The organism is Rathayibacter sp. AY2B3 (genome assembly GCF_002931755.1).
Taxonomy (GTDB): Bacteria; Actinomycetota; Actinomycetes; order Actinomycetales; family Microbacteriaceae; genus Rathayibacter.
This window is the reverse complement of sequence record NZ_PSUG01000032.1, coordinates 27,442-43,539: the sequence shown is the minus strand read 5'-3', so window position 1 is coordinate 43,539 and position 16,098 is coordinate 27,442. Positions and strand designations below refer to the sequence as shown.

The following is a 16,098-nucleotide window of genomic DNA, read 5'->3' as shown; positions in this document are numbered from 1 at the left end:
TGCCGTCTGCAGGGAGGTGTGCCGGCAGGGAGGTGTGCCGTCTGCGAGGAGGTGTGCCGTCTGCAGGGAGGTGTGCCGTCTGCAGGTGCGATCTGCAGGGGATCCTCCGCGCGGCCGAGGCGTTGGGCGGAAGAACGCCCTTAATCGCGGAGAGCTCCTGCAGATCGCACTGCCTCCTGCAGATCGCACTGCCTCCTGCAGATCGGACTGCCTCCTGCAGATCGCACTGCCTCCTGCAGATCGCGCCGCCCCCTGCAGACGGCACCGCCCAGACGGCACACCCGAACCCACCGGAGCGGCGCGGCGGCGACCCGCTACCCTGGCAGCGTGTCAACTCCGGAGAATCCCTTCGGCCAGGTCCTGGTCGCCCTGGTCACCCCGTTCACCGCCGACGGCGAGGTCGACTGGCCCGGTGTCGAGAAGCACATCGACGACTGCATCGCAGCGGGCGCGGACGGCATCGTGGTCACCGGGACCACGGGCGAGACCAGCACCCTGACCGACCCGGAGAAGATCCGCCTGGTCGAGGTCGGCCGCTCGGTCGCCGGGGGCCGCGCGAAGATCATCACGGGAGGCGGCTCCAACGAGACCGCCCACGCCATGCAGCTCGCCCGTCAGAGCGAGAAGGCCGGCGCCGACGGCAACATGATCGTCACCCCGTACTACAACAAGCCGACGCAGGCGGGCGTGCTCACGCACTTCCGGATGATCGCGGACGCGACGGACCTGCCGGTCATCCTCTACGACATCCCCGGCCGCACCGGCGTGCCGATCCGCTACGAGACCATCCTGCGGGCGGCCAAGCACCCGAACATCCTGGCCGTGAAGGACGCGAAGGGCGATCTCTCCGAGGTCAGCCGCGTGCTCAACCAGACCGACCTGATGTACTTCTGCGGCGACGACGCGAACGTGCTCCCCGAGCTCGCCATCGGCGCCACGGGGCTCATCGGCGTCACGGCGAACATCGCCGCCGCGCCGTACCGCACCATCGTCGACGCCGTGAACGCGGGCGACCTCCACGCGGCCACCCGCGCGCACCAGCAGCTCGAGCCGCTCGTGCGCGCCGTGATGACGCACGTCCCCGGGACCGTCGCCGCGAAGTACATCCTGCACGGCCTCGGCCGCATCTCCTCTCCGCGCGTGCGGCTGCCCCTGGTCGGCCCGGAGGAGTCGGAGGCGGCGCTCATCGAGGACGAGCTCGGCCTGGTCCGCGACATCCCGGGCGTCGACTTCCGCAACTTCCGGCCCGACCGCAACGCCGCGGCCGGCGGCGCCCTCCCGAAGGTCGCCGGCACCACCCGCTGAGCCCGAGCGGCACGTCCCGAGAAAGCACCGCTGGAGAAGGAGGGCGCATGCCCGGTCCCGTGATCATCCCCGCCCCGCTCGCGCCGGGAACGCTGCGGATCATCCCTCTCGGCGGTCTCGGCGAGATCGGCCGCAACATGACCGTCTTCGAGATCGACGGCAGGCTCCTGATCGTCGACTGCGGCGTGCTCTTCCCGGAGGAGGACCAGCCGGGCGTCGACCTGATCCTCCCGGACTTCACGCCCATCCGGGACCGGCTCGACGACATCGTCGGAGTGGTGCTCACCCACGGTCACGAGGACCACATCGGCGCCGTCCCCTACCTGCTCCGGCTGAAGCGCGACATCCCGCTGATCGGCTCCACCCTCACGCTCGCCCTCGTCGAGGCGAAGCTCAAGGAGCACCGGATCACGCCCTACACGCTCACGGTGAAGGAGGGGGACGTCGAGAACCTCGGGCCCTTCGAGCTCGAGTTCGTCGCCGTGAACCACTCGATCCCGGACGCGCTGGCCGTGTCGATCGTCACCGACGCGGGCTCGGTGCTGCACACCGGCGACTTCAAGATGGACCAGCTGCCGCTCGACGGCCGGATCACCGACCTGCGCGCCTTCGCCCGCCTCGGTGAGGAGGGCGTCGACCTGTTCCTGGTCGACTCCACCAACGCCGACGTCCCCGGCTTCACGCCGAGCGAGCGCGACATCGGCCCGGTCATCGAGAGCGTCATGGCCAGGGCGACCCGCCGCGTCATCGTCGCGAGCTTCTCGAGCCACGTCCACCGGGTGCAGCAGGTGCTCGACGCGGCCCACGCCACCGGCCGCCGCGTGGCGCTGCTCGGCCGCTCCATGGTCCGCAACATGCGCATCGCGGCGGACCTCGGCTACCTCCACGTCCCCCCGGGCGTCCTGGTCGACATGAAGAAGTCGGGCGACGTCCCCGAGGACAGGATCGTCTACATGTCCACGGGGTCGCAGGGCGAGCCGATGGCCGTCCTCAGCCGGATGGCCAACCTCGACCACCAGATCGAGCCGGGCGAGGGCGACACCGTCATCCTCGCGTCCAGCCTCATCCCCGGCAACGAGAACGCGGTGTACCGGGTCATCAACGGGCTCACCCGGCTCGGAGCGACCGTCGTGCACAAGGGCAACGCGAAGGTGCACGTGTCCGGGCACGCCGCGGCCGGCGAGCTCCTCTACTGCTACAACATCCTCAAGCCGCTGAACGTGATGCCGGTGCACGGCGAGTACCGGCACCTGGTCGCGAACGCGCAGCTCGCGCGCGAGACCGGGATCGCGGAGGAGAACACGATCATCGCCGAGGACGGCACCGTGATCGACCTGCTCGACGGGCGGGCGACAGTCGTCGGACGGCTCGACCTGGGGTTCGTCTACGTCGACGGATCGTCGGTGGGCGAGATCACCGACGCCGACCTCAAGGACCGGCGGATCCTCGGCGAGGAGGGCTTCATCTCGATCATCGTGGTGGTCGAGGCGGGCACGGGGCGGATCGTCGTCGGCCCCGAGATCCACGCGAAGGGCTTCGCGGAGGACGACAGCGTCTTCGACGAGGTCAAGCCGCGGATCGCCGCCGCGCTCGAGGAGGCGGTGCGCAACGGGGCGAGCGATCAGCACGCGCTCTCGCAGGCCGTCCGTCGCGTCGTCGGCCGCTGGGTCAACACCTCCTACCGCCGCCGGCCCATGATCGTGCCGCTCGTCATCGAGGCCTGACCCTCCCGGGCCGGCGGCTGATCGGCGTCGGCCGTCCCGGCGCGGGTCACCGGCCCTGACGGGGGCGGCGGGTACGGTGGCCTCATGGCGACCAGTACCAAGACGACCTCGCGCGGGCGCGGCAGCGCGACTCCGCGCTCCGGCGCGCCGCGATCCGGCCGGGGCTCGGGCAAGGCGGCCGCCGAGACGAAGACGGTGGCCTTCGAGTCCGCCCCGCGCACCAACCCCGCCGTGCGGCTCTGGATGGCGCTGGCCCACCTCGCAGGCGGCGCGGCGCGCGCCCTCGGTCCCGAGCGCCTGGCGAAGGAGGAGCGCCGCGACGGCGTCCCCTTCCTCCTGCTGCTGCTGGCCGTCGCGGGTGCGGTCGTCGAGTGGTTCCTCGCGACCGACCCGGTCGCTCTGGTTCTCGACGCGTGGAGCTTCGGCGGCTTCTTCGGCCGGGTCGCCTACGTGCTGCCGGTCGTCCTGCTCCTCTTCTCCCTCTGGCTCTTCCGGCACCCCCGGTCCGTCGACGACAACGGGCGGATCGGCGTGGGCGTCATCACGCTGCTCGTCGCCTCCGCCGGCATCTGCCACGCGCACCTCGGCCTGCCGCAGCCGGGGCAGGGCATCGAGACCATGGCGGCAGCGGGAGGCGTGCTCGGCTGGCTCGTGGGCGCCCCGCTCGCGGCGATCGCCACCGTCCCGGGCGCGACCGTGCTGCTGTCGCTCGTGATCCTGCTGTCGCTGTTCATCATCACCAAGACCCCGCCGAACCGCATCGGCGCGCGCTCGCGGGAGCTCTACGGCTACCTCTTCGGCGCCCCCGTGCTCGACGATGAGGAGCGCGCACGCCTGAAGGCCGAGCGGGCCGCCGCCAAGGCCGCGGCGAAAGCGGAGGCCGAGCAGGAGGAGGACGCGCAGCAGGACGGCGGAGAGCTGCCCTGGTGGCGGCGCACCGAGTCCGGGCGCGAGGACGAGCCGACCGTGCAGACCGAGCTCCCGATCGACTCCTTCACCGAGGTCATCGAGGGCACCGCGCCCGCCCGCGGCCGCGCGAAGGGCTTCGACTCCGCGCTCGAGGAGCGCGACGACGAGGCCCACCCGCCGACCCGCTCCTACGCCACCGAGGTGCTGGCCGAGGCCGAGACCGCCGAGGCGGCGCTCGCCCGCTTCGAGCAGACGGGCGCGTCCCGCGGCGCGACCGGAGTGGTCGACGACGACGCGACCGAGGTCATCCGTCTCGACCGCCTCGACGTGGCGCCCGCCGTCCCGATCCCGCCCGTCATCGAGACCGGCCCGATCGCTCCTCTCGCCGAGGAGGACCCGACCGCCGGCTTCGACTCCTCGTTCGAGGACGACGCGCCGTACCGCCTCCCCTCGGCGGCCGCCCTCTCGACGGGCACGCCCTCCAAGGCGCGCTCGGCGGCCAACGACGAGATGGTCCGCGCCATCACCGAGGTGCTGCAGCAGTTCAACGTGGACGCGACCGTCACCGGCTTCTCCCGTGGCCCGACCGTCACCCGCTACGAGATCGAGCTCGGCCCGGGAGTCAAGGTCGAGCGCGTCACCGCGCTCAGCAAGAACCTCTCCTACGCGGTCGCCAGCAACGAGGTCCGGATCCTCTCCCCGATCCCGGGCAAGAGCGCGATCGGCGTCGAGATCCCCAACACCGACCGCGAGATCGTCTCGCTGGGCGACGTCCTCCGCTCGCCGGCCTCGACGACGTCCACGCACCCGATGACCATCGGCGTCGGCAAGGACGTCGAGGGCGGCTACGTCGTGGCGAACCTCGCCAAGATGCCGCACCTCCTGGTCGCCGGCTCCACCGGCTCCGGCAAGTCCAGCTTCGTCAACTCGATGATCACGAGCCTGCTCATGCGCGCGCGCCCGCAGGACGTGCGGATGGTCCTGATCGACCCCAAGCGCGTGGAGCTCACCATCTACGGCGGAGTGCCGCACCTGATCACTCCGATCATCACGAACCCCAAGAAGGCGGCCGAGGCGCTGCAGTGGGTCGTGAAGGAGATGGACATGCGCTACGACGACCTCGCGTCGTTCGGGTTCCGCCACATCGACGACTTCAACGCGGCCGTCCGCGCCGACGAGATCAAGCTCCCCGCCGGCAGCAGCCGCGTCCTCAAGCCGTACCCCTACCTCCTCGTGGTGGTCGACGAGCTCGCCGACCTCATGATGGTCGCCCCGCGCGACGTCGAGGACTCGATCGTGCGGATCACGCAGCTCGCGCGCGCCTCGGGCATCCACCTGGTGCTCGCCACGCAGCGGCCGAGCGTCGACGTCGTGACCGGCCTCATCAAGGCGAACGTGCCCAGCCGCCTCGCCTTCGCGGTGACCAGCGTGACCGACTCGCGGGTCATCCTCGACCAGCCGGGAGCCGACAAGCTCATCGGGCAGGGCGACGGCCTCTTCCTCCCCATGGGCACCAACAAGCCGATGCGCGTCCAGGGCGCCTGGGTCCGCGAGGACGAGATCGCGAAGGTCGTCGAGCACGTCACCCGCCAGGCGCAGCCCGAGTACCGCCAGGACATCACCGTCCAGGCGCAGCGCAAGGAGATCGACTCCGACATCGGGGACGACCTCGAGCTGCTGGTCGCTGCGGCGGAGCTCGTCGTCAGCACGCAGTTCGGCTCGACCTCGATGCTGCAGCGCAAGCTCCGCGTCGGCTTCGCCAAGGCGGGCCGCCTGATGGACCTGCTCGAGTCGCGCGAGGTCGTCGGTCCCTCCGAGGGGTCGAAGGCCCGCGACGTGCTGGTCACCGCCGAGCAGCTGCAGGGCGTCCTCGCGCGGATGCGCGGCGAGGACCCGGGCGAGGCGCCGGCCGCGCCGTCCTCGGTCGCCCCGGACCCCTACGCGGATCCGCTGGCCGAGCCGACGGGGCCCGCCGCCACGGACTACCACGACGACGACGAGGGGTCCGGCGAGGACGCCTGGACTCTGACGGGACGCGAGTGACCGTCCCGGTCGCCCGCACTGCGACGAACGGCGGAGCACGATGACCGACCCCACCGCACCGGCTCCGGCCGCGCCGGGCAACTGGAACCTGCCGAACGCGATCACGGTCGTCCGGATCCTGCTGGCGCCCGTCTTCTTCTGGCTCCTGCTGGCCGACGGGGGGCAGGACGGCGGGATCCGGATCGCGGCGGCGCTGCTGTTCATCGTCGCCATCGCCACGGACGGGATCGACGGGCACATCGCCCGCAGCCGGGGCCTCGTGACCGATCTCGGCAAGCTCCTCGACCCGATCGCCGACAAGGTGCTCACCGGGGCGGCGCTGGTCGGGCTCTCGATCCTCGCGGAACTGCCGTGGTGGGTGACGATCGTCATCCTGGTGCGCGAGATCGGCATCACGGTGTTCCGGATGGCCGTGCTCTCGGACCGGGTGATCCCGGCGTCGCGGGGCGGCAAGCTCAAGACGATCGTGCAGTCGATCGCGATCTCCCTCGCTCTGCTGCCGCTCTGGGCCGTCCTCGGCGAGTGGGTCCACTGGCTCAACGGCATCACGATGACCGCGGCCGTGGTCCTCACCGTCGCCACCGGGATCGACTACCTCGCCGACGCCGCCCGCCAGAGCCGGGCCGCCCGGTCGACGCGGTGACGGCTGCGCATCTGATCGCCGAGCTCCGGCGGCGGGGCGTCGACCTCGCCGTCGCGGAGTCCCTCACCGGCGGTGCGCTCAGCTCGGCCCTGGTGGAGGTGCCCGGCGCCTCCGCCGTGTACCGCGGGGGAGTGGTGAGCTACGCCACCGACCTCAAGGACCGGCTCCTCGGGGTCGACGCGCGGGTCCTCGACGAGCGGGGGCCCGTCGATCCCGGAGTCGCCGTGCAGATGGCGCGCGGAGCGTCCTCGCGGCTCGCAGCCGACGGGCGGCCGACGCTCGGCCTGGCGACCACGGGAGTCGCCGGTCCGGATCCGCAGGGTGATGCCGCTGTCGGCACCGTCTTCGTGGCGGCCGTCCTCGGCGAGGACGAGCTCGTCCGCGAGCACCGGTTCGACGGCGACCGCGCCGCGATCCGCGCCGCCTCGGTCGACGCGGCCCTCGCCCTCGGCGCGGAGCTGCTCGCCCGCGGGGCATGAGGCGGATACCCAGCCGGGGCCTTCCGGGAATCGGAATGCGCCGCATTGCGGCCCGGTTACATCTGGTGTCGCTCACACGCAAAGTCCAGTCATCCGGTATTAGAGTCGACTCCATACGAACCGGGTAGTGAACAGCTATCCGGTTCTCTCGTCCCAGCCCCCCGATCACCCGCTCCGGAGTCCTCCGGCGCCCGTGCTCGCGGTGCAGGTGCACGACATGCGGTTGACGTGGAGAAGGAGGGTCCAGTGGTTCTAGTTCGTCAGGAGATCGGCGATGTCCTCAGGGACTTTCGCCTGCAGAAAGGTCGTACGCTCCGTCAGGTGGCGAGCAAGGCGAGCGTTGCGCTCGGCTACCTGAGCGAGGTCGAACGCGGTCAGAAGGAGGCCTCCTCGGAGATCCTCGCCTCTGTCGCCGACGCCCTCGACACCCCCATCTCGGTGATCATGCGCGAGGTCGGCGATCGTCTCGCCGTCATCGAGGGCATCGACACCATCCCCGACACCATCCCGGCCGACATGGTCGCCGGCTTCGACGCGGACCTCGTCACGCAGTAGTCGGCTCCCGTCCTCCTCCACTCACCGCACCCCGTTCCACGCGAAGGGCGCCCAGGCTCCGGCCGGGCGCCCTTCGGCGTTCCCGGGGGAGTGCCGCTCCCGGGCAGCGGCTACCGTGGACGCATGCGCTTGAGCGAGTTCCGGCAGCTGGTCGACGACGAGTTCGGCGGCGCCTACGCCCGTGTCCTGGTCTCCGACCTCGTGCTGACCGAGCTCGGTGGCCGTACCGCCGAGCGCGCCCTCGCGGACGGAGCGGAGCCGCGCGAGGTCTGGCTCGCACTCTGCCGCGCCAACGACGTCCCCGAGGCGCGGTGGCACGGCGTGGATCCGCGGAGACGCCACCGCTGACGTGCCCGCCGCCGAAGCCGTGTTCGACACGCCGACGGCTCATGCTCGAATCCGTGTTCGAACGGGTCTAGGCTCCTCCACAGAAGCAGGAACGGCCCCGTCTCCACGGAGTCGCTCTCGCTCGGCCCCGATGTCGGTGGTCGGGCGTACCGTCGGAGACACCTGAACGGACCTGCTTCACCGCCTTGTCGCAGCCGGCCGGCACTGTCACTCCGACAGCCACCGGCATGTCGCGACAGCCTGTAGGCGACACCACCACGAACACGAGAGCGAGACGGCCATGCCCAGTTCCTCCGACCGCGAGAAGTCCCTCGAGACCGCACTCGCCCAGATCGACCGCCAGTTCGGCAAGGGCGCCGTCATGCGCCTCGGCAGCGACGACCGCGCCCCCGTCGAGGTGATCCAGACCGGTTCGATCGCGCTCGACGTCGCGCTCGGGATCGGCGGGCTTCCCCGCGGCCGCATCGTCGAGATCTACGGCCCCGAGTCCTCCGGAAAGACGACTCTCACGCTCCACGCGATCGCGAACGCCCAGCGGAACGGCGGCATCGCCGCCTTCATCGACGCGGAGCACGCGCTCGACCCCGAGTACGCCAAGAAGCTCGGCGTCGACATCGACTCCCTCCTCGTGTCGCAGCCCGACACCGGAGAGCAGGCGCTCGAGATCGCCGACATGCTCGTGCGATCGGGCTCGATCGACCTCATCGTGATCGACTCCGTCGCGGCCCTCGTGCCGCGAGCCGAGATCGAGGGCGAGATGGGCGACTCCCACGTCGGCCTGCAGGCCCGCCTCATGTCCCAGGCGCTGCGTAAGCTGACCGGCGGACTGAACACCACCAACACCACGATGATCTTCATCAACCAGCTGCGCGAGAAGATCGGCGTCTTCTTCGGAAGCCCCGAGACCACCGCGGGCGGCAAGGCGCTCAAGTTCTACGCGTCGGTCCGCCTCGACATCCGCCGCATCGAGACGCTGAAGGACGGCACCGACGCGGTCGGCAACCGCACCCGCGTCAAGGTCGTGAAGAACAAGATGGCCCCGCCCTTCAAGCAGGCCGAGTTCGACATCCTCTACGGAGTCGGGATCTCCCGCGAGGGCAGCCTGATCGACTTCGGCGTCGAGCACGAGATCGTCCGCAAGTCGGGCGCCTGGTACACCTACGACGGCGACCAGCTCGGCCAGGGCAAGGAGAAGGCGCGCCAGTTCCTCATCGACAACCCCGATGTGGCCGCCGAGATCGAGAAGCGCATCCTGGTCAAGCTCGGCGTGATCGTCGACCCGAACGCGGCCGTCGAGGCCGCTCCGGTCGCGATCGAGACCAAGCAGCCCGTGCGCAAGGGCGCCTAGCCCGTGGCGGAGAAGGCCGCGGAGGGGGCGAAGGGCCGCCCCGTGGCCTTCCTGCCCTGGGTCGACCGGGGTGAGGCGGGCGACGAGGGCTGGGCTCCGGCTGCTCCGGACTCAGATGGTCCCGAGTCCGCGGGGCGACCGCCCGAGGCCTCGTCGCAGGTCGCCGAGGCCCCGAGGCCTGCCGGCCGGAAGGCCGCGGTCGCCGGGTCGGAATCCACTGCTCCTGACGAACGTGCGTCGCACTCCTCCGAGCGGATCGCCGAGCTGTCGGCCCACGTCGCCCGACGTGCACCAGCGTTCGTCGAGGACGCGGACGACACGGAGGACGGCGAGCCGATCGAGGTCCCCGAGGAGATCGACCCTGAGCAGGTCGCGGATCGGATCGTGCGCGGACTCTCGCGCAAGAGCCTGTCCGTCGCCGAGGTCGAGGCGCGCCTCTACACGGAGGGCGTGGCCGAGAAGGACGCGCTCGAGATCCTCGAGCGCTTCACGCGCTTCGGCTACCTCGACGACCTCCGCATGGCGGAGCAGCTGGTCGTCTCGCTGCGCGACCGCAAGAAGCTCGGCCGCTCCTCGATCCAGCAGGAGCTGCGCGCGCGGAAGATCGACCCCGAGGCGATCGCGTCCGCGCTCGACGAGCTGGACGGCGACGACGAGTACCGCACGGCGCTCGAGCTCGCGCGCAAGCGGCTGCCGAGCCTGCGCTCGCTGTCCGACGAGGTCGCCGAGCGCCGCCTCACGGGGTTCCTCGCGCGGCGCGGCTACGCCGGCGGGCTCGTGCAGCGCGTCGTCCGCGAGACGATCCGCAAGCCGGGGTCCAGCGTCCGCTTCCGCTGACGCGGCGGGCCGGGAGCGGTCGGACCGGAGCGTAGAATCCCACACCATGAGCACGCTCGGTACCGCCCCGACGCCCGTCGCCGAGACCCGGCCGAGGACCTACGAGGTCCGCACGTTCGGGTGCCAGATGAACGTGCACGACTCGGAGCGGCTGAGCGGCTCGCTCGAGGCGGCGGGTTACGTGTCCGCCGACGGAGCCGAGGCCGACGTCGTCGTGATCAACACCTGCGCGGTGCGCGAGAACGCCGACAACAAGCTCTACGGCAACCTCGGCCACCTCGCGTCGGTGAAGCGCCGTCACGAGGGGATGCAGATCGCGGTCGGCGGCTGCCTCGCGCAGAAGGACAAGAACGTCATCCTCGACCGCGCCCCGTGGGTCGACGTCGTCTTCGGCACGCACAACATGGGCGCACTCCCGAGCCTGCTCGAGCGGGCCCGCCACAACGACGAGGCGCAGCTCGAGATCCTCGAGTCGCTCGACGTCTTCCCCTCCACGCTCCCCACCAAGAGGGACTCGACCTACAGCGGCTGGGTCTCGATCTCGGTCGGCTGCAACAACACCTGCACCTTCTGCATCGTGCCCTCGCTGCGGGGCAAGGAGAAGGACCGGCGTCCCGGCGACGTGCTCGCCGAGATCCAGGCACTCGTCGACGACGGCGCCATCGAGGTCACGCTGCTCGGTCAGAACGTGAACTCCTACGGCGTCGAGTTCGGCGACCGTCAGGCGTTCTCGAAGCTGCTCCGCGCCGCGGGCACCATCGACGGACTCGAGCGGATCCGCTTCACGAGCCCCCATCCCGCCGCGTTCACCGACGACGTGATCGACGCCATGGCCGAGACCCCGGCGGTGATGCCGCAGCTTCACATGCCGCTCCAGTCCGGCTCCGACCGCATCCTCAAAGCGATGCGCCGCTCGTACCGCTCCGAGAGGTTCCTCGGCATCCTCGACCGGGTGCGCGACCGCATCCCGCACGCGGCCATCAGCACCGACATCATCGTGGGCTTCCCCGGCGAGACCGAGGCCGACTTCCAGGAGACCCTGCGGGTGGTCGAGGCGGCCCGCTTCGCCTCCGCCTTCACCTTCCAGTACTCCATCCGGCCCGGCACGCCGGCCGCGACGCTGCCCGACCAGATCCCCAAGGCGATCGTCCAGGAGCGCTACGAGCGGCTCGTCGCCCTGCAGGACGCGATCAGCGAGCAGGAGAACCGCACGGTCGTCGGCCGCGAGGTCGAGGTCCTGGTCGCGACCGGCGAGGGGCGCCGCGACTCGGAGACCCACCGCCTGAGCGGACGCGCCGAGGACAGCCGCCTGGTGCACTTCGACGTGCCCCAGGGCTCCGAGCAGCCGCGTCCCGGAGACGTGGTCTCGGTCCGGGTCACCCGCGCCGCGCCCTTCTACCTCCTGGCGGACTCCTCCGACGGCGCGCCGCTCCGCATCCGCCGCACCCGCGCGGGCGACGCCTGGGACCGGGCGCAGACCGAGTCCTGCGGGGTTCCGGCCGCCCCGGGTGCGAGCGGTGCGCCCCGGGTCTCCCTGGGGCTGCCGTCTCTGCGCGTGCGCGACGCCGGCACGCTGACGACGCCGATCTACGACGCCCTCGATGGCGAGCGCTGAGGCCGGAGCCCCCGATCCTGCGCCGGAGCTGATCGCGGTCGTCGGCGCGACCGGCACGGGCAAGTCCGACCTCTCGCTCGATCTCGCCGGGGCGATCCGGCAGGACGGCGGCGCCGCCGAGATCGTGAACGCCGACGCGATGCAGCTCTACCGCGGGATGGACATCGGCACCGCGAAGCTCCCCGTCGATGAGCGGCGGGGCGTCCCGCACCATCTGCTCGACGTCCTCGACGTGACGGAGGAGGCGTCGGTCGCCCGATACCAGAGCGAGGCGCGGCGGGTGATCGAGAGCGTGCTGGCGCGCGGAGCGACGCCGATCCTGGTCGGGGGCTCCGGCCTGTACGTCTCCAGCGTCGTCTTCGAGTTCTCCTTCGCGGGAACGGACCCGGAGGTTCGGCGCCGCCTCGAGGAGACCGCCGAGCGCGAGGGCCTGGGCGTCCTCGTCGAGCGGCTGCGCCGGATCGACGCCGGAGTGGCCGCGCGCATCGGTCCGCACAACGCCCGGCGCATCGTCCGCGCGCTCGAGATCGCGGAGCTGACCGGCGGGAGCACGCACAGCGCGCTGATGTCCGACGAGCCGGTTCCGTGGCGTCCCGCCTCGATCCTGTTCCTCGAGGCTCCGCGGGAGGAGCTGGTGCAGCGCCTCGACCGACGGGTGGAGAGGATGTGGGCGGCCGGCATGCTCGACGAGGTCGAGCGGCTCGTCCCTCTCGGCCTGGAGCGCGGCGTCACCGCCGGCCGCGCCATCGGGTACGCCCAGGCGCTCGCCCAGCGTGCCGGCGTCCTCCGTGAGGAGGAGGCGATCGCGGCCACGCAGGCCCTCACGCGCCGCTACGCCCGCCGGCAGAACAGCTGGTTCCGGCGCTACGCCGGCGCCCACCGGCTCCCGTACGACGCGCCGGACCTGGCGTCGCGGGCGCACGCCGTCGCCCAGGCCGCCGCACCCGCTCCTCGCTAGGCTGTGCGCCATGACGATCGAGCTGCACTTCACCAAGGGCCAGGGCACCGGCAACGACTTCGTGCTCTTCAGCGACCCGGACGGTGAGGTCGACCTCTCGCCCGCGCAGATCGCGATGATCTGCGACCGCCACTTCGGCGTCGGCGCCGACGGCGTGATCCGAGCCGTCCGCTCCCGGGCGATCCCGGAGGGGTCGGCGGCCCTGGCCGAGGAGAGCGAGGCGGAATGGTTCATGGACTACCGCAACGCCGACGGCTCCCTCGCCGAGATGTGCGGCAACGGCATCCGCGTCTACGCCGCGTTCCTGCTCGCGGGCGGCCTGGCGACGCTCGAGCCCGGCGACACCCTGCCGATCGGCACCCGCGCCGGCGTCCGCGACGTGACCCGCAGCGGAGCCGGATTCCAGGTCGACCTCGGCCGCTGGGAGCTGGCGGGCGGCGAGCCCCTGGTGCGGGCGAAGGAGCTGAAGGTCGCGCGCCCCGGCATCGGGATCGACCTCGGCAATCCGCACGTGGTCGTCGCCCTCAGCAACGACGAGGAGCTCGACTCCGCCGACCTCTCCTACATCCCGCAGCTCGACCCGGAGCCCGAGGACGGCGCGAACGTCGAGTTCGTCGTCCCCGGCGAGCCCCTGGTCCACGACGGCATCGGGCGGATCCGGATGCGGGTGCACGAGCGCGGCAGCGGCGAGACCCTGAGCTGCGGCACGGGTGCCGCGGCGGCGGCGCTGGCCGTGCGCTACTGGGCGGGAGCCCGCGCTCCGCAGGCCTGGCGCGTCGAGGTCCCGGGCGGCACGCTCGGCGTGACGATGTTCGCGGCGGAGGAGGGCGAGCACGTCGGGCTCTCCGGTCCGGCCGACCTCGTCTTCACGGGGACGATCCGGATCGACTGAGGGCCGGGTCAGGCCAGACGGGTCGTCCGCAGCACGCGGAAGCCCTTCGCCGAGGAGACGCGCTGCACGTCGAGCCGTCCGGCGAACGCGGTGGCGAGCCAGGACTGCAGCGAGTCGGAGCCGAGGTTGCGCTGCACGACGAGCCAGGCGTCCGCGCCCTCCTCGAGGCGTGGCAGCCAGCGCTCGAGCAGGAGGTGCAACTCCTCCTTTCCGATGCGGATCGGCGGGTTCGACCACACGGAGCGGAAGCGCACGTCGTCGGGAACATCCTCGGGCAGCACGGCGTTGACATTGAGGACGCCGAGTTCCTCGCAGTTGCGACGGACCAGCTCGAGCGCCCGCTGGTTGACGTCGACCGCCCACACCCGGGCGTCGGGGGAGGCGAGGGCGAGCGCGAGGGCGATCGGACCCCAGCCGCAGCCGAGGTCCAGCAGGTCCCCGTCAGCGGGGGCGTCGGGCACTGCGTCCAGCAGGACGCGCGTGCCGAGATCGACGTGACCGGGGCTGAACACCCCTCCTGCCGTCGTGACCTCGAGGTCGCGGCCGGCCAGGCGGACCGGGATCCTGCGGGGCCGGAGGTCGCCGTCGGGAGTACTCGAGAAGTAGTGCTCGGCGGCCATGAGAAGTGAACCTATCAACACCTGAGGAGTTAGTGTTATCCGGATGACGGAAGACCTGAACGAGACCGACACGACCGAGGCCGTGGACGTCGTCTCGAGGGTCCTGGCGAACGCGCAGTCGCGCTCGGCAGGGTACTCGCGCTTCGTCGCGGGTGGAGCCCAGGCGCTGCAGAGCGCCGGCCACGAGGGCGAGAACAGCGACGGCGAGCAGTTCGACCGCGATGACCGGCAGGCGCTGCGACGCGTCGCCGGCCTCTCCACCGAGCTCGAGGACGTCACGGAGGTCGAGTACCGCCAGCTGCGCCTGGAGAACGTCGTGCTCATCGGCGTGTACTCGCAGAACTCGCTGGAGGACGCGGAGAACTCGCTGCACGAGCTCGCCGCGCTCGCAGAGACGGCGGGAGCGACGGTCCTCGACGGCCTGCTCCAGCGCCGACCGCATCCCGACCCGAGCACCTATCTCGGCAAGGGCAAGGCCCAGGAGCTCGCGGGGCTCGTCGCGGCCCTCGGCGCCGACACGGTCGTCGCCGACACCGAGCTCGCTCCGAGCCAGCGCCGCGCGCTGGAGGACGTGGTGAAGGTCAAGGTGATCGACCGCACCGCGGTGATCCTCGACATCTTCAGCCAGCACGCGAAGAGCCGCGAGGGCAAGGCGCAGGTCGAGCTCGCGCAGCTCGAGTACCTGCTCCCGCGACTGCGCGGCTGGGGCGAGTCGATGTCCCGCCAGGCCGGAGGCCAGGTGGGCGCGGGGGCCGGAATGGGCTCGCGCGGTCCGGGTGAGACGAAGATCGAGCTCGACCGCCGCCGCATCCACACCCGCATGGCACGCCTGCGGAAGCAGATCACGGCGATGAAGCCCGCTCGCGAGGCCAAGCGCGCGAACCGCAAGCGCAACTCCGTTCCCTCGGTGGCGATCGCGGGCTACACGAACGCCGGCAAGTCGAGCCTGCTGAACCGGATGACCCACGCGGGCGTCCTCGTCGAGAACTCGCTCTTCGCGACCCTCGACGCCACTGTCCGCAAGGCCCAGACGAAGGACGGGCGCCTCTACACGCTCGCCGACACCGTCGGCTTCGTGCGAGCGCTTCCGCACCAGCTCGTCGAGGCCTTCCGGTCGACGCTCGAGGAGGTGGCGGACTCCGACGTGATCGTCCACGTCGTGGACGCCTCCCACCCCGATCCCGCCGGGCAGATCGCCACCGTGCGCGACGTGATCGGCGAGGTGGGCGCCCGGAGCATCCCCGAGATCATCGCCTTCAACAAGGCCGATCTCGTGGACGAGGGCACGCGGCTGGTGCTGCGCGGTCTCGCTCCGGACGCGGTCTTCGTGTCGGCGCGCAGCGGCGAGGGCATCGACGAGCTGGAGGCGCGGATCGCCGAGATCCTGCCCGAGCCCGACGTCGAGATCGACCTGCTCGTGCCGTACGACCGCGGCGACGTGATCTCTCACCTGCACCGCAGCGGGCGGATCCTGTCGACCCAGTACGTCGAGGGCGGCACCCACGTGGTCGCCCTCGTGCACGCCGATCTGGCGGGCTCGCTCACCGAGTTCGCAGTTCCACGGGCGGCCGTCCAGGCCTGATCGCCACCACCCGAGCGCCCGTCTCCCCGTCAGGGAGGCGGGCGCTCCGTGCGTCCGAGGGGAGGTGCGGCGTCCCGCGCCATCGACCCGCGGCGGCGGTCCGAGGACACGCAGACGGAACGGCGGCGGACCTCCACAGCCTTCCCGCGGCCGCGACGGCGGGCACGCGGCCCGATCAGCCGGTGCCAGCCGAACGCAGGAGGGGCCCGACCGGTATGCAGCCGGTCGGGCCCCTCCTGG

General features: G+C 71.5%; 14 protein-coding genes. 13 read left to right on the top strand and 1 reads right to left on the bottom strand.

The genetic code is table 11. From position 1 onward, the window contains the following. The first annotated feature begins 327 nt into the window (after positions 1–327). The 12 genes from dapA to dapF all read left to right on the top strand — a co-directional run bounded on the left by dapA (position 328) and on the right by dapF (position 13,656). Positions 328–1,305 (top strand): 4-hydroxy-tetrahydrodipicolinate synthase, encoded by a 978-nt coding sequence (gene dapA, locus C5C24_RS11740; protein WP_104224469.1) that lies wholly within the window; start codon positions 328–330, stop codon positions 1,303–1,305. Positions 1,306–1,352: 47 nt separating this feature from the next. Next, a complete protein-coding gene (locus tag C5C24_RS11735) occupies positions 1,353–3,029 on the top strand; it encodes a ribonuclease J (RefSeq protein WP_104305019.1) in 1,677 nt (558 codons plus the stop codon). A gap of 84 nt (positions 3,030–3,113) precedes the next feature. Then, positions 3,114–5,981 carry a DNA translocase FtsK gene (locus C5C24_RS11730; RefSeq protein ID WP_104305018.1) on the top strand — a complete coding sequence of 956 codons (2,868 nt, stop codon included), beginning with the start codon at positions 3,114–3,116 and terminating at the stop codon, positions 5,979–5,981. Between the two features lie 40 nt (positions 5,982–6,021). Next, the gene (gene pgsA / locus C5C24_RS11725; RefSeq protein WP_104276115.1) at positions 6,022–6,624 is read left to right on the top strand and encodes a CDP-diacylglycerol--glycerol-3-phosphate 3-phosphatidyltransferase; all 603 of its coding nucleotides are present in this window, start codon (positions 6,022–6,024) and stop codon (positions 6,622–6,624) included. Further along, positions 6,621–7,103, top strand: a complete 483-nt coding sequence (locus C5C24_RS11720; protein WP_104276114.1) for a CinA family protein — start codon at positions 6,621–6,623, stop codon at positions 7,101–7,103. The genes pgsA and C5C24_RS11720 overlap by 4 nt, the downstream gene beginning before the upstream one ends. 246 nt (positions 7,104–7,349) lie before the next feature. Further along, a complete protein-coding gene (locus C5C24_RS11715) occupies positions 7,350–7,658 on the top strand; it encodes a helix-turn-helix domain-containing protein (protein WP_068207524.1) in 309 nt (102 codons plus the stop codon). A 123-nt stretch (positions 7,659–7,781) separates the two neighbouring features. Then, positions 7,782–8,006 carry a DUF3046 domain-containing protein gene (locus C5C24_RS11710; protein WP_104276113.1) on the top strand — a complete coding sequence of 75 codons (225 nt, stop codon included), beginning with the start codon at positions 7,782–7,784 and terminating at the stop codon, positions 8,004–8,006. 280 nt (positions 8,007–8,286) lie between these two features. Continuing rightward, entirely contained in the window at positions 8,287–9,354 is a 1,068-nt protein-coding gene (recA, locus tag C5C24_RS11705) for a recombinase RecA (protein ID WP_104224475.1), read from the top strand. 42 nt (positions 9,355–9,396) lie between these two features. Beyond that, positions 9,397–10,191, top strand: a complete 795-nt coding sequence (locus tag C5C24_RS11700; protein WP_181135529.1) for a regulatory protein RecX — start codon at positions 9,397–9,399, stop codon at positions 10,189–10,191. Positions 10,192–10,237: 46 nt separating this feature from the next. Then, on the top strand, positions 10,238–11,806 hold the full coding sequence (gene miaB, locus C5C24_RS11695) for a tRNA (N6-isopentenyl adenosine(37)-C2)-methylthiotransferase MiaB (RefSeq protein WP_104305017.1): 1,569 nt from the start codon (positions 10,238–10,240) through the stop codon (positions 11,804–11,806). Continuing rightward, positions 11,793–12,764: a tRNA (adenosine(37)-N6)-dimethylallyltransferase MiaA gene (gene miaA / locus C5C24_RS11690; protein WP_104276110.1), complete on the top strand. Its 972-nt coding sequence runs from the start codon at positions 11,793–11,795 to the stop codon at positions 12,762–12,764. The genes miaB and miaA overlap by 14 nt, the downstream gene beginning before the upstream one ends. A 10-nt stretch (positions 12,765–12,774) precedes the next feature. Beyond that, positions 12,775–13,656, top strand: coding sequence for a diaminopimelate epimerase (gene dapF / locus C5C24_RS11685; protein ID WP_104276109.1), 882 nt, complete (start codon positions 12,775–12,777; stop codon positions 13,654–13,656). An 8-nt stretch (positions 13,657–13,664) separates the two neighbouring features. On the opposite strand, the gene C5C24_RS11680 is transcribed toward dapF, so the two are convergent. After that, positions 13,665–14,276, bottom strand: a complete 612-nt coding sequence (locus C5C24_RS11680) for a class I SAM-dependent methyltransferase (RefSeq protein WP_104305016.1) — start codon at positions 14,274–14,276, stop codon at positions 13,665–13,667. 43 nt (positions 14,277–14,319) lie between these two features. Between C5C24_RS11680 and hflX the strand changes: the two genes are divergently transcribed. Next, entirely contained in the window at positions 14,320–15,858 is a 1,539-nt protein-coding gene (hflX, locus tag C5C24_RS11675; protein WP_104276107.1) for a GTPase HflX, read from the top strand. Positions 15,859–16,098 lie beyond the last annotated feature (240 nt).

Coding starts and splice junctions, on each gene's coding strand:
- C5C24_RS11735 (WP_104305019.1), top strand. CDS start 1,353: ATGCCCGGTCCCGTGATCATCCCCGCCCCGCTCGCGCCGGGAACGCTG.
- C5C24_RS11730 (WP_104305018.1), top strand. CDS start 3,114: ATGGCGACCAGTACCAAGACGACCTCGCGCGGGCGCGGCAGCGCGACT.
- miaA (WP_104276110.1), top strand. CDS start 11,793: ATGGCGAGCGCTGAGGCCGGAGCCCCCGATCCTGCGCCGGAGCTGATC.
- recA (WP_104224475.1), top strand. CDS start 8,287: ATGCCCAGTTCCTCCGACCGCGAGAAGTCCCTCGAGACCGCACTCGCC.
- dapF (WP_104276109.1), top strand. CDS start 12,775: ATGACGATCGAGCTGCACTTCACCAAGGGCCAGGGCACCGGCAACGAC.
- pgsA (WP_104276115.1), top strand. CDS start 6,022: ATGACCGACCCCACCGCACCGGCTCCGGCCGCGCCGGGCAACTGGAAC.
- miaB (WP_104305017.1), top strand. CDS start 10,238: ATGAGCACGCTCGGTACCGCCCCGACGCCCGTCGCCGAGACCCGGCCG.
- C5C24_RS11680 (WP_104305016.1), bottom strand. CDS start 14,276: ATGGCCGCCGAGCACTACTTCTCGAGTACTCCCGACGGCGACCTCCGG.
- C5C24_RS11710 (WP_104276113.1), top strand. CDS start 7,782: ATGCGCTTGAGCGAGTTCCGGCAGCTGGTCGACGACGAGTTCGGCGGC.
- hflX (WP_104276107.1), top strand. CDS start 14,320: ATGACGGAAGACCTGAACGAGACCGACACGACCGAGGCCGTGGACGTC.